This window comes from Lapidilactobacillus achengensis (genome assembly GCF_003946655.1).
In the GTDB taxonomy this organism is placed as follows: Bacteria; Bacillota; Bacilli; order Lactobacillales; family Lactobacillaceae; genus Lapidilactobacillus; species Lapidilactobacillus achengensis.
Genome location: NZ_RHOV01000024.1, coordinates 20641 through 32757, shown reverse-complemented (window position 1 = coordinate 32757; position 12117 = coordinate 20641). Strand labels below are relative to the sequence as shown.

The 12117-nt window shown below is 51.9% G+C and carries 14 protein-coding genes; 9 read left to right on the top strand and 5 right to left on the bottom strand.

Going from position 1 to position 12117, the window contains the following annotated elements:
- Positions 1 to 202 precede the first annotated feature (202 nt).
- Positions 203 to 943, bottom strand: a complete 741-nt coding sequence (locus EKM94_RS10690; protein WP_125601668.1) for a hypothetical protein — start codon at positions 941 to 943, stop codon at positions 203 to 205.
- Between the two features lie 480 nt (positions 944 to 1423).
- Between EKM94_RS10690 and EKM94_RS10685 the strand changes: the two genes are divergently transcribed.
- A complete protein-coding gene (locus tag EKM94_RS10685; protein WP_225422216.1) occupies positions 1424 to 1915 on the top strand; it encodes a nucleoside deaminase in 492 nt (163 codons plus the stop codon).
- 318 nt (positions 1916 to 2233) lie between these two features.
- Here EKM94_RS10685 and EKM94_RS10680 read toward each other — a convergent pair whose 3' ends face one another.
- Positions 2234 to 2584, bottom strand: a complete 351-nt coding sequence (locus EKM94_RS10680) for a helix-turn-helix domain-containing protein (RefSeq protein ID WP_125601662.1) — start codon at positions 2582 to 2584, stop codon at positions 2234 to 2236.
- A gap of 385 nt (positions 2585 to 2969) precedes the next feature.
- Between EKM94_RS10680 and EKM94_RS10675 the strand changes: the two genes are divergently transcribed.
- A complete protein-coding gene (locus tag EKM94_RS10675) occupies positions 2970 to 4346 on the top strand; it encodes a hypothetical protein (protein ID WP_125601659.1) in 1377 nt (458 codons plus the stop codon).
- On the opposite strand, the gene EKM94_RS10670 is transcribed toward EKM94_RS10675, so the two are convergent.
- A complete protein-coding gene (locus tag EKM94_RS10670; protein WP_125601656.1) occupies positions 4240 to 4731 on the bottom strand; it encodes a hypothetical protein in 492 nt (163 codons plus the stop codon). The genes EKM94_RS10675 and EKM94_RS10670 overlap by 107 nt on opposite strands.
- Positions 4732 to 4915: 184 nt before the next feature.
- Here EKM94_RS10670 and EKM94_RS12490 point away from each other — a divergent pair, with 184 nt between their 5' ends.
- Complete coding sequence (locus EKM94_RS12490) at positions 4916 to 5092, top strand: hypothetical protein (protein WP_164511207.1); 177 nt, start codon at positions 4916 to 4918, stop codon at positions 5090 to 5092.
- Positions 5093 to 5108: 16 nt separating this feature from the next.
- Here the strand turns inward: EKM94_RS12490 and EKM94_RS10665 are convergent, their stop codons facing one another.
- Positions 5109 to 6290, bottom strand: a complete 1182-nt coding sequence (locus EKM94_RS10665; protein ID WP_125601653.1) for a hypothetical protein — start codon at positions 6288 to 6290, stop codon at positions 5109 to 5111.
- A gap of 156 nt (positions 6291 to 6446) precedes the next feature.
- Between EKM94_RS10665 and EKM94_RS10660 the strand changes: the two genes are divergently transcribed.
- The 3 genes from EKM94_RS10660 to msrB all read left to right on the top strand — a co-directional run bounded on the left by EKM94_RS10660 (position 6447) and on the right by msrB (position 9011).
- Positions 6447 to 7697, top strand: coding sequence for a hypothetical protein (locus tag EKM94_RS10660; protein ID WP_125601650.1), 1251 nt, complete (start codon positions 6447 to 6449; stop codon positions 7695 to 7697).
- A 528-nt stretch (positions 7698 to 8225) separates the two neighbouring features.
- On the top strand, positions 8226 to 8417 hold the full coding sequence (locus tag EKM94_RS10655) for a hypothetical protein (RefSeq protein ID WP_125601647.1): 192 nt from the start codon (positions 8226 to 8228) through the stop codon (positions 8415 to 8417).
- Positions 8418 to 8567: 150 nt separating this feature from the next.
- Positions 8568 to 9011 carry a peptide-methionine (R)-S-oxide reductase MsrB gene (msrB, locus tag EKM94_RS10650; RefSeq protein WP_125601644.1) on the top strand — a complete coding sequence of 148 codons (444 nt, stop codon included), beginning with the start codon at positions 8568 to 8570 and terminating at the stop codon, positions 9009 to 9011.
- A gap of 273 nt (positions 9012 to 9284) precedes the next feature.
- Here msrB and EKM94_RS10645 read toward each other — a convergent pair whose 3' ends face one another.
- Entirely contained in the window at positions 9285 to 9491 is a 207-nt protein-coding gene (locus EKM94_RS10645) for a hypothetical protein (RefSeq protein WP_125601641.1), read from the bottom strand.
- Between EKM94_RS10645 and EKM94_RS10640 the strand changes: the two genes are divergently transcribed.
- From EKM94_RS10640 to EKM94_RS10630, 3 genes are all read left to right on the top strand, one after another.
- Complete coding sequence (locus EKM94_RS10640) at positions 9478 to 9774, top strand: hypothetical protein (protein WP_125601638.1); 297 nt, start codon at positions 9478 to 9480, stop codon at positions 9772 to 9774. The genes EKM94_RS10645 and EKM94_RS10640 overlap by 14 nt on opposite strands.
- Positions 9775 to 10343: 569 nt before the next feature.
- On the top strand, positions 10344 to 11333 hold the full coding sequence (locus EKM94_RS10635; protein ID WP_125601635.1) for an ABC transporter ATP-binding protein: 990 nt from the start codon (positions 10344 to 10346) through the stop codon (positions 11331 to 11333).
- Between the two features lies 1 nt (position 11334).
- Positions 11335 to 12117, top strand: coding sequence for an ABC-2 family transporter protein (locus tag EKM94_RS10630; protein WP_125601632.1), 783 nt, complete (start codon positions 11335 to 11337; stop codon positions 12115 to 12117).

The window sequence follows — 12117 nt, the reverse complement described above, 5'->3', positions numbered from 1 at the left end:
TGGGGGTGAGTCAGCCGCGATATTATTGTTGGCGATTTATCGCCTACAATAAGGCCGAGCTTGAAGATTTTCGGTGGTTTTCCGAAAAGCTTCAAGTCGTGCCCGCCGCGTTCCACCACCCCCAGCCCGACCTGGAGCCCCACCACACTTGCCAACCACCAACGCCACGCGCAGCGCAAGCCGCGGCCAAATTGCTTTAAAATCAGTCATTACCAAAATTGTTCGGATCAGGAACTGGCAGCCATTTATGCGTCGTTTCGAAGTAAAAGCCGATGCGCGGCGCGTCAGGACCACTGGCAACTTTGACCGGCCCGGAGAAGGAAGTGCCCGCAACCGGGAAAATCGTCGACTGGGACACCACATCCGCCGCCGAAATATGCCGGTCAAAATACTCATGGGCCAACGTCAAAGCAAATGCCAACAAATGTTCTTCCGTTAAGACCACATGTTGTTGCGGATCCATTTCAAATAACGACTGCTCATAGTCGAGATATTCCGTTGTTGCCAAGTGATTACTCTTATATTCGAGAGCGCCGCGCCCGCCGATCAGCAGGTAACAAAGATTGTTGGCCGAATCGGTCGCCTCGATCAGCCGGACCGTATGGAGCGCGATCTCGTTGCCGACACCGTCAAGAAATTCGGCGCCTTCCGCCATGACTACCAGTGGTTTTTTCATAGTTTGCTCAAGGAAGAGGCGGGCTTGCTTGTTGGATGAAGAGTAAAGGGTGGCTTCATATTTGAAGGTATCGCGAAACAGGAGCTCGCCGTTCTTCTCCCGGGCTTGATTGAACCGGCGAATGGTGATCGGCAGTGGATAAAGTTGGAAAATATCAAAATTCATATCTTCGGGATTGGCGTTGACGAAAGCGCCACTTAGATAATGGCCGCGATGGAAGCTGTAGGTGGACCGTTCTGCGACAAAGTAATTATTTTCTGCAGGCAAAATGATGACTCCTTTCGAATTGACTAACTGGCTAGTATTATACCGCAGAAATGTGCAGAATTATCTTACAAAATTAGAAAAAACTAATTAGCGGCGCCGCAACAGTCATTAAATTTGTGATTTTTCGGCAAAATCTTAACATTTTTCCATAAAAAGGCGTGGTTGGTAGGTGTAATTCACGCCGTTATCAGTTAGAATGTGAGGTGGACTCACTTTTAGCGTCAGGGAACTGGCGGTAGTTAGTGGTCGATAAAAGGAGAGTGCAGAGCGCAACGGGTTGACCTTGGGCATTAGCTTAGCGATGACTTTGGAAGCGGTGTTTGCTTCCGGAGACATCGTGTCGCTAAGCGCAGAGGTCAGTTGCGCGGAGCACATTTCAAAAAAGGAGAGTGCGGCGAGGCGCGGTCTGCACCTCACAGCACGTTTAAAAGAGAAGGTAAATTTATGAGCGAAGAGCCAAGCAAGTATCAAAGTGAATCCATGAGCCAAAAGCCAAGCAATTATCAAAGTAAATTCATGCAGATCGCCATCGCGGAGGCGGCCAGCAATGTGACCACTGGCGCCGGCGGTCCGTTCGGGTCAGTGGTGGTCAAAGATGGCCAGATCATCGCCCAAGGACACAACCAGGTGCTGGAAAATAATGATCCCACCGCTCACGGCGAGGTGATGGCGATCCGGGCGGCTTGTCAGGCGCTGGGAACCCACGATCTCAGCGGTTGCCAACTTTACACCAATGCTTATCCTTGTCCCATGTGCTTAAGCGCGATCATTTGGGCCAATATCAAAACCACTTATTACGGCAATAACGCCCAAGACGCGGCGGCGATCGGCTTCCGTGACGATTATATCTATGATTATATCCAAGGTGGCTGCACCGACGTGACCGTCTTGAAACTGGAACAGCACGATCGCGCGCAAACCATCGCACCTTTCAACGCTTTCGCGGATTCCGCCACGAAACAGTTGTACTGAGTTAGGCCAAACGCATTAATTAAGTTACCTGATGCCAGTTAGTGTCCAACTAACAGCAATCAAACCTCCTAAGTTACCTGAATGGGTTAGCGTGGGAGGTTTTTTTAGGGCGATCAAAGGATCAGTGGTCCGAAATTGGCAAAAAAATCGGTAGGAAAGAAGTTGGGCAGCATAGAGCCGGACGGCATCAAAGCGAGAGGTCCGGACGGAATGGCACCGAAGCAAGAGGCCCGGACCAAACGGCACAGAACCGAGCGGCACAGAATCCGCAATGCAAAAAAGACCCGTCGCACCAGGGTCGGTCGGGGGTCTGTGTGTCTATGATTCAGGTGATTCTGGCTTGCCATGATGCGTGGCTTCGGCCAGGTCGATCACGCTTTCGATGATCGCCAACACTTCGTCAGGTTGGTCCAACAAAGCCAAGCGGCTGAGAACCACCGTGGTCCGATCGGAACTATCGCCAAACGAGAAGAAAGTTGGATAGTCAATGTCCAGTGCCGTGACGATTTTCTCCAGTGTGTTAACGGTGAGATTGGCGCGCTGGCCCCGCTCGATCCGACCAAACATGGTGGGATCGATGCCCGCTTTCTCGGCCAATTTCTCTTGAGTGAGTCCTTGGCTGATGCGCAAGTCATGGATCCGCCCCGCAATTTCTTTACCAAATGCCATCTAATGCCCCCTTGCAGTCTAGGATACCTAAAGTGTAAAGGAACAAGCGGGTAACTATCAGGCTTTAAAAGTCATCATATGTCTATCAAAGTGACTAAAAAGTATACAAGCGTGCTTTGTAATTATTGGAGCTAAAGGGGTGTCAAGCCTTGTCCAACATGAACTTGACCGCTTATCCGCAGCGACAGTCGCGGTAACAGAAAAAACAAAATGTTCGGCTTTTATCGCCTGAGAAAAATTTATTAACGACCGTGACCTTGATCTGATCTCGTCAAGGGGTCGTCGGGCGGATCCGGCGGCAAGGGTTTCGCTTTGAACTATCTGGAAATCAGCTTATAATCAAAGCAGAAAAAAACTGTCAGCTTCACAGCTCAGGAGGTTCATTTTGATCAATATCGCCCAACTCAAGCAAACGAGCGCTCGTTTCTCCGCGCTTTTTCTCAAGATCACCAGCTTCACCGTGAACACGCTACCTTATTTACTGTTGCCGCAATTGATCTTGCGCAACAATATCGTGATCCTTAACGCCTTGCCTTATGTGCTGTTTTATACGTTTCGGCGGACGACCTTGTTCCTCTTTCGCGGCTATCATCCGAAGGCGGAACGGCTAGCGACGTGGGGACTGAGCGCGGCGACCCTAGGCTGCTTGTTGGGACTGTTTGGCGGCTGGAATCCATTGTTTTGGGACTTGGCCGGGGTCGGCGTGGGGATCGCGGCGGCGTTATTGCCGCCAGCGGTGCGTGTTTTCAACCAACGGGGACAAACGGCGGCGCTGCCAAAAATCAAATTCAGCGCCTTGTACCAATATGGCGCGCTGTTATTGTTGCTGGGCTTGATCCAGCTGGACGGCGGCCGCCTGATCGTTTGGTCTTTCGGCGGCATGTTGCTTTATGTCGGCCTAGGCTGGGTAGGGCTGTGGGCCAGCCCTCTACGGCAACCCTTAGCGCCGGTGGTTTGGCGGGATGTCAAGTTGCTCGGGCTCAATCTGTTGTTGACGGCGGCGATCTTCTTGAGCCTGATCAATTTTCGACTGGCCCGTAATGAAGGCACGATGCAGTCACTTTTGCGGGGCCTGACAGTGTTGGCGATCGTCTTACCGCTGGCGCTATTGATTTTCTCGTGGCGTTTGGCCCGGGGAAACGGCCGCCTGACTTGGACGATCCGCGCCCGCGGTTTCTTACGCGGTCTTTGTATTGATTTCGTGGCCGTTTACGGGACGATTTATGTTTTCGTGATTTTAGGCAGCAGTTTTTATGTGTGGGTCATCCTGATGTACGTGGTGGCCATGGCGATTGGCGCGCCGCTACTGAAATTCCTGCACGCCAAAATCCCCCAAGTTAGTGTGGCCGACTTTAATTTACTTCTGCTGGCGCTAGGGCTGGTGTTGACCTTCTGGCAACCTGTTTACTTGGTGGGTATCCTGTGCTTGCGGATCGTGGTCGGTGAATTGAATCGCGAAGTGTTGGCGGAATTAGATGGCGAAACGCCACTGACCACTGATGAAGAATTCTTGGTCGCACCGCGGCTTTTAGCGTTAGGCGGGCTGTTCTTCCAAATGTTGTTGTGGTTGGTGATGATGCTCGTCGCGCAAGTTCGCGGGATCAAGTTGGCCGGGCTCTTGACTTCCTATGCGCACAAAACGGTCTCGGCGAATTTCAGCGGGCTGATCGGCACGGTGCACTGGGTGATGGTTCTGATCGTATTGGGCGCGGCGCTGATCGTTTACCTGATCCAACAGCGACAAGCAAAAGCGGGGCGCTAGCTAAAAGTAGGTTGGCCGCGGCTTGCGCTGCGAAATTCGGGGTGAGCTCGCTGTGGGCGCTGTTTTGAGCCAATCCGCAAAGTACGCGGCTTGTCTCAAAATCAGGCCTTGTCCTAAGCGGCAGAGCCGCCAAGGACAATTTCACGGCGATCTCACCCCGAATTTCTCCGCTCCAGCCGCTCAACGTTTCAACAGTCGCTTGAGCACTCCCGCCGACTGGCAAGCTATGGCCAATTGATGAGGAGCCACGTAATTGACGGCCATGGTTAGTGATCACCAGCTTTAAATTGGTGACACCGGCGCAGTCCGTCTGATGAACTCGGGCAAGTTCTGGATGAATCAGCTGAACAGTATTCGTGGACCATTCAATGTTAGGTGCAGACAATCCTATTGTACGACACGAACTAGCCTGACCAATTAATCAGAATCCGTTGGTGTTGCCGTACCACCCCAAAAGCGGACAATTGTTTGACCTCTAGTTCGCAAAAGCACTTCGTCAAATCCTTCGCCTTCGATTGCAGATGAGCTCAATTCTGCCTAGCAACCGGCTGGGACTGCGCGGCTCAGTGGTGAAATTGTCCTTGGCGGCTTTGCCGCTTAGGACAAGGCTCGATTTGAAGACAAGCCGCTGGGCTTGCGGATTGGCTTCAAACGATGCCCACCACGTTCCAGTCCGCATCAGCAGTCCCAGCCGGTTGCGCTCACGCGCAACACCCTACACACCTGCCATCAAGCCAAGCAAATAAAACCGGACACGTCGAGTTATCCAACGTGTCCGGTTTTATTTTGACCGCGGTAGAATAGGCTGAACCACAAGAGCCCCAGCAGCAACAAACAAATCAACACCCCACCGCTTCCAGCGGCGAGGCTAGGACACTGCCGTAACCAATTCAGCGGGTTGATGCCAGTTTGTAGCGGAGGGATTTTGGCAGTCAGCGTTAGAGCGCTGGTGGTGATGCCGCCGACGAACAGCAGTTGCGCTGGCGCAGACCAGTGGCGCAGTGTCAGCCAGACCAGGATTTGCGCGGCGAGCAGTGTCAATAAGAGGAGTCCCAGCAGCAGCCAAATCAGGCGGGGAAGTAGGGTGCTGCCATCAAGCAATGGATAGCGCCAACTGCTAGGCAGCGGGGGTTGCAACAGGCTTTCGCCGAGCGTCCAACTAAGCAGACTGGCGCTAACCAGCCCCAACAGCAGATCGGCGCTGATTTGCAGAACTTCGAGTCCTAAGAAGCGGGCGAATAACAAGCTACGCCGGCGCGTATTGAGCAGCACAAGGGTGAAACTAGGGCGTTGCAATTGCGCCCATAGTGGCAAAATCAGACCCAGCACCAGCGTTAGCGTCAAGAAAGGCCGCGCCAATCCTTGAAAAATCGCCAAAACACCATTGGGATAGCGGGTTGTTTTGATCAGATCTTCTTGGCCCCAGCCTTGCTCAAGCAACCGATGATCCTGCCGCTGTTGCTGGCGGCTGGTCGCGGCTGGCGCGCTTAGTAGCCACTGGTGATAATCGTGTTGGTAGCGCCGGGCGGCGGCGATCTTGGCCTGTTCATGGCGGAGAAAAGCCTGTTGGTCCTGATCTTTCAGGGCGCCCAGTTGTTGACTGGCGGCGCTGGTGATCGCGCCCAGTCGTTCGAGTTGTCGTGGCGCCATCTGGCCTTTGCGCCCAGTTGTTTCCAAATCCGCCAGACGCAGGCTTTCTTTAGCCAAGCTTGTTTGCAATTCGGTTCGATAGTTGGTCATTTGCGCCGAATTACTGGCGAACAACGCCCCAGTCAAAATCAGCACCAACAGTCCCCGCAACAGCCATAAATAGCGGCCACTCAGCATTTTGCTTAATTGTTTGATCGCCCCCGCCTCCCGGAAGTTGATTTTCGTTGTTGCGGCGGTTTGTGCGGATTCGCTGAAAAGTGAATCAAGTGGATTGGAGTTGCCGCCGCGACCCAATTGCTTTGAGTGTGCCGCTTACAATGGCGATTAACAAGGGAAAGTCGCCGCCTGCCGCGATAAAGCGCCGCTCAGGGCTATCAATTCGGGAGATGGTGTTGTATTGTTGATGGTGTAACAAGCTGGCTGTGAGTGGCTAAGTTAGGGGAGATTCGAATGAGGGAAAACAGTCAAACCCAGGCGTATCATCAACTCCAATGGCGTTTGCTGCGGCGTCGTTGGCCGTTTTTGGGTATTTTCTTAGGCTTACTGCTCTTATTGTGGTTCGGTCTGGCGCAGCAGCAGCGGCAACAGCGGCAATATGTGCAAGCTTATCAGCAACATTTGGTCAAAAACAGCCAACGGTTTACTAAATTGTTTGGCACCGACAGCGAAGAAACTCTGGGCTTTCAATTGGAACGCCAAGCCCTCAAGCAGCCGCGACGCTATCAACGTCAATACTTGAATAGCCTGGTGCGCACGTTTGGAACGGCGGCGCAGGTGGCCCAATTGCCCCAGCAAGTTCCCTTCGCTGCCGTGATTCCGGGCAATCGGCAGGATGGTTCGATTTTTTATAAAGCGCAGGAAGTGGATCTGACCATTCGGGAGTTGAGCTTGGTGCAGCGGCAAGGACTGACGCCGTTTTATCCGGCGCGGATCTTGAACCATGAAACGACGAAACAGAACTTCCTCGGCACCGAAGCGCAATACCAGCAGTATGGGCCGCGTTTCGGCCGCCGGTTCTACACCAATGGTTGGTACTATTTGCAATATCAGTTGCGCCAGCCGCTCGCCATCGCCTTGGTGGTGAGCTGTTTGTTGCTGTTCAGCTTGGACTTCCCCAGCTCCCTACGGAAAAAAGCCGCGGGTAGTCATTGGCTACAATTGCAACAGTTGTCACCTCGATATCAATACTTCAGTAATTTCGCCGTGAAGGCCGTGGCGGCGTTGGTCACACTGGCGCTGTTCTTCGCTGGATTCATGGTTGGCAGCTTGCTTTTCGGAGCGCCAGGTAGCCTTGGTTATCCCATTCTTGTTTGGCAAACCGCCAAACGCTTCAGCTTCATGCCCTTGTGGCAAAATGTTCTCCTGAAATTCGGTTGGCTTTATTTGTTGACCCTTTGCGCGTTCGCTTTGGCGCAATTAGTGGCGCTGGTCAGTCATTCCGGGCTGCTCAGCTTTTTTGGCACCAGCTTGATCTGTGTGTTGAGTCTGGTACTGCCAGCTGTTTGGTGGTCACCGCTGAGCTACTTCAATCTTAATGGCGCGGCGGATCGTTATTTGTCTGTGACCATGGGGCAAGGCAGTCCTTTGCTGACCACGCTGGTACTGCTGGGGTGGCTGGCGTTGTTGCTTGGCGCGGGCGCTTTGGTGTTATGGTGGCCAACACGCGCTCGGCGAGTGGTTAGCGCTGATTTGCAGGCCTGACGATTTCTGTTGTTCAGGTTTGCTTGATTGCGAATGTGATGGGTGTTGCGCGTGAGCGCAACCGGCTGGGACTGCTGATGCGGACTGGAAATGTGTTCACCGACCCAGCTCCTTCCGCTTAGCTACGCAACTATTCCGGAGGCACAAACCAGCCTCCAAAATAGTTGCTAGGCTAATGCTCGGAAGCTGACCAGGTCGGCTCGCACTCTGGATAGAGCCGCGCAGTCCCAGCCGGTTGCTGAACAGAATTGAGCCTATCTGCAATCAAGGCGAAGGCTTTGACGAAATGGTTTCGCAAGCTAGAGGTCAACCAATCGTCCCTTTTGGGGTGGTACAGCAATACCAACTGATTCGGATTAGTAGGTCGGTATATTTTGTGTAGGTTGAAGATCTGTACTCGTTTTCTTAACAATCCTTGGGTGGAAACCGATCGATTCAGCTGATTCACTGAGAACTAGGTTTGTTCATCAGGCAGACTGTACTGGTGTCACCAATTTAAAGCTGGTGACCACTAACCACGGCCGTTAATTGCGTGAATCCCCATCAATTGGCCATAGCTTGCCAGTCGGCGTGAGTGCTCAAACGACTGTTATAACGTTGAGCGGCTGGAGCGGAGAAATTCGGGGTGAGATCGCCGTGAAATTGACCTTGGCGGCTTTGCCGCTTAGGACAAGGCTCAGCTTTGAGATTTTCGGCGCCCTTCCGAAAAGCTCAAAGTGACGCCCACAGCGAGCTCACCCCGAATTTCGCAGCGCAAGCTGCGGACACGCTATAAACTGCCAACCACGGTAAGCAGAATAGTTGTCATCTCGCTCCGGCAAGCTACAATTAGGTTGTTAACAATCTAATTGCCTGTTAGGAGTGAGCCATATGCGAGAAACAACAGAATCTGCCGCCGATTTGAAACGGCGTCTGACCGCCGAACAATATGCGGTCACCCAAAAAGCGGCCACCGAAGCGCCTTTCAGCGGTCAATATGATCAATTTTTCGAACCGGGGATCTATGTGGACGTGGTCAGTGGGCAACCTTTGTTCAGTTCCACGGATAAATATGACGCCGGTTGCGGCTGGCCTTCATTTACACAACCGATCGATCCGGCCAATGTGGTCGAACACAGCGATCATTCTTTTGGGATGCACCGTCAAGAAGTTCGCAGTCAGGCAGCGGCCTCTCATTTGGGTCATGTGTTCCCAGATGGCCCCACGGATCGGGGCGGGTTACGCTATTGCATCAACTCCGCGGCCTTGCGCTTTATTCCTGTCAGCGAATTGGCTGCCGCTGGCTATGGCGAGTTTGCCCAGTTGTTTCGGTAGCCCGCTTATTTCAGTCGCCTGCTTATTTTAGTAGTTGAAGACTTTACATCAATTGATCAGAGCACAAGCAAACAGACGCTGCCCCCTAGGGAACAGCGTCTGTTTTGTGATGGCGTACGCCAGTCAGGCAACGCCAATATCGTCAGCCAATGTTGTCACATCAACGATGAAAGACCAATGTGGGTTCGGAATCGCGCCGCCGCGGTTGCGATTAGTCCACGCTGGGGTTACCAAAAATGTTCTTTGCTAGGCCAACAGTTAGCGCCGCTGGTTCTAACCGCGCGCCTGCTTGCGGTTGGTGCGGGCAGTCATCAGATATTTCCCCAGAAAGCCGCCCAAGGTGATGGCGACGGCCAGCCACCACTTGAAGGGGATGGTGGTGAACAGCGTCAATAGCCAATTGATCAGTAGCAGGCCGCCTAACGTCAGCGCTAAATCGATTATTTGTTTTTTGGTCCAGAATTCCTTGAAAAATGTCATTGCACAGACTCCTTTTCTGAATGGTGTTCGCCGGGTCAGCTTCTTCCGCTTAGCTACGCAAAGGCTCCGGAAGCAAAATGCGGCTTCCAAAATCTTTGCTAGACTAATGCTCAGGAACTACCCGGGCCAGCTCGCACTCTTTTCTGAAATGCGCTACACGCAACTGACTTTTCCGCTTAACTACACCAAGATTCTGGAAGCAAAATCAGCTTTTAAAATCCTGGTTAGGTTAATGCCTAAAGTCAACCCGTTGCGTTCCGCACTGTTTGGTTCATTGGTTTGATAGTTTGGTAAATTGAACTGACTTAATTATAACTCAAAATAGTGCTCACCGCTGTCCAAGGTGGGCGCTATTTTTGTGCCAACTTTTCAGTCGCGGACCTGCTCATCCGCAGTGAACGCGCCAGCGAGCGTGCTTGCCTAACGAAATTGCCCGGACACAAAAAAATGCGTCAACGCACCACCTAAATGAGGTATTGGTTGATAATTATGAAAAGACCGGTTGCCGAAATTGTTGATAAAATTGGAATGGGTCTGAAATTCATTGCAAATACGGTTAGAAAATTTTAGATAACTGGGATCGGTTTGTTATTTTCCGAAAAATCTCATTGTTATTTTCAAATCAAAGTGATAGTCTTTGTTTATAACTGATCGATCCGTGGCGCGGCCGCTGGCGATAATCTCTGAAAAAGAATTATGATAATTTAACTCGTTGGTCTAATTTTTCCGTCAGCGGGTCCACTTAGCAAAGCGCGGATCCGGCGATGAAGCGGCCGCTTGTGATCCGCTAACCCGGCCTGAGGAGCGGTAGGGGGACAGCATTTCGATCAAGTCTATTGAAGTTGGTGAAACATGGAAAATGAATTAATTACAGTCAAACAGGTCACGATGAATTATCGGGTTCGTGAAGCGGATAAATCGAGAAATAAACTGAGTAATTTCCTTCATCCCAGTTATCGAACAATCAATGCGCTAGCAAACATCAATTTTCAGGTGCGCGCGGGCGATGTTCTCGGCTATGTTGGTGAGAATGGGGCTGGGAAATCCACCACTATCAAGATTCTCCTGGGTATTTTGCGCAAAACATCCGGTTCGGTAACTGTTTTGGGACACGACCCCATGGCTGAACGGAAAAAAATCGCCCCCCGCGTCGGCACGCTAATGGGGCAAAAATCCCAGCTTTGGTGGGAATTGCCTTTGCAGGATTCGTTTTACTTTCTTCAAAAAATGTATCAGCGGACCGATCACGCGGATCAAATTTGGCTGGCTGAATTAGTTGAGCGGCTGCAGGTCGGGTCGTTTCTCAAGCAACCGGTGCGGGAATTGTCTTTGGGCCAACGGATGCGCGGCGAGTTCATCGCGGCGTTGCTCCATCAGCCTGAAATTGTTTTTCTGGATGAACCGACCTTGGGGCTGGATGTCGCGACCAGGGCCGCCGTTTTGGACTTGTTGCTCCAGATCAATCGGGAGAAGCGAACCACGATTTTGTATACGTCCCATGAAATGGCCGACGTGGAGAAAATCGCGAACCGCTTATTATTGTTGGAGCAAGGTCAGGTCGGGTATGACGGTGATTTGGATCGCTTTAAGGATCAATACGCGGCCTATCAGCGGGTGGCGGTCCAAGGGGTCACGGATTTGAAAACCATTCCCGGGGTCACGATTTATCAACGCAACAACACGAACATCATTTGCTTGCTTGATCAGCGCTTGATCACGACGACCGCCTTTATTCAGCAGGTCCCTTTGTTAACGCAACAAGCGGTCAAAGGGATCACGGTCTTGCCCAATAATCTGGAAATGATCTTACTGTTGCGCGCCCAGCGGAAAGGGGGCGCTTGAGGTGATTTTTGCCTATATTTCTTGTCAATTCAAACGCCAAAGCTACTATTATTTCGACACGATCATGACAGTCGTGGGGGCGTTATTAGCGGCGGGCATTCAATACTTCGTCTGGACCTCCACGCAAAAAACGGGCAATATCAGTTTGGCGGCCAGTGAAATGATTTCCAGCTACGCGATTTTGGCGACCGCCTACACGATCCTGATGCCAGCCGCCGAGATCTCGAAAACGATCGCCTATCAAGTCAAAAAAGGCACGATCATTTATGATTTTGTGCGGCCGCTTGATTATTGGAAGAACATCTTTTTCACGCAGTTGGGTAAATCACTGTACTTGACCCTGTTCACCATTTTCCCACTGATCCTGATTTATGTTTTCGTGTTCAAGATCAACTTCATGGTCGCCAAGGATTTCGGGGCCGTCCTTTTGACGCTGCTGGTCTTGTTGCTGGGATATTTGTTGTCCTTTGTGATGGGCTTTCTGATCGGCATTCTCTCCTTTGTCACCTTCCGCAACGGCGGCATGCTGTCGCTTTATACGGGGCTGGTCATGATTTTCGGCGGAGGGATGTTACCGATCACGATCTATCCCCACTGGTTGGCGGCGGTGGCCAAGGTCACCCCCTTTTATGCGATGCAGGGGCTACCGTTACTGACGTTGACGATGTCTGAGATCAGTTGGCGGCAGTTATACCCGCAGCTGGCCTGGTTGCTGATCTTGATCCTGATCACGACGCAGGTCTACAGCAAAATGCGCGCGCACATTGAAATCGCGGGAGGCTAG

What these genes read in the sequence shown, in the direction of transcription:
- EKM94_RS10635 (WP_125601635.1), top strand. Translation starts at nt 10,344, where the DNA reads ATGGAAAATGAATTAATTACAGTCAAACAGGTCACGATGAATTATCGG.
- EKM94_RS10660 (WP_125601650.1), top strand. Translation starts at nt 6,447, where the DNA reads ATGAGGGAAAACAGTCAAACCCAGGCGTATCATCAACTCCAATGGCGT.
- EKM94_RS10645 (WP_125601641.1), bottom strand. Translation starts at nt 9,491, where the DNA reads ATGACATTTTTCAAGGAATTCTGGACCAAAAAACAAATAATCGATTTA.
- msrB (WP_125601644.1), top strand. Translation starts at nt 8,568, where the DNA reads ATGCGAGAAACAACAGAATCTGCCGCCGATTTGAAACGGCGTCTGACC.
- EKM94_RS10685 (WP_225422216.1), top strand. Translation starts at nt 1,424, where the DNA reads ATGAGCCAAAAGCCAAGCAATTATCAAAGTAAATTCATGCAGATCGCC.
- EKM94_RS10680 (WP_125601662.1), bottom strand. Translation starts at nt 2,584, where the DNA reads ATGGCATTTGGTAAAGAAATTGCGGGGCGGATCCATGACTTGCGCATC.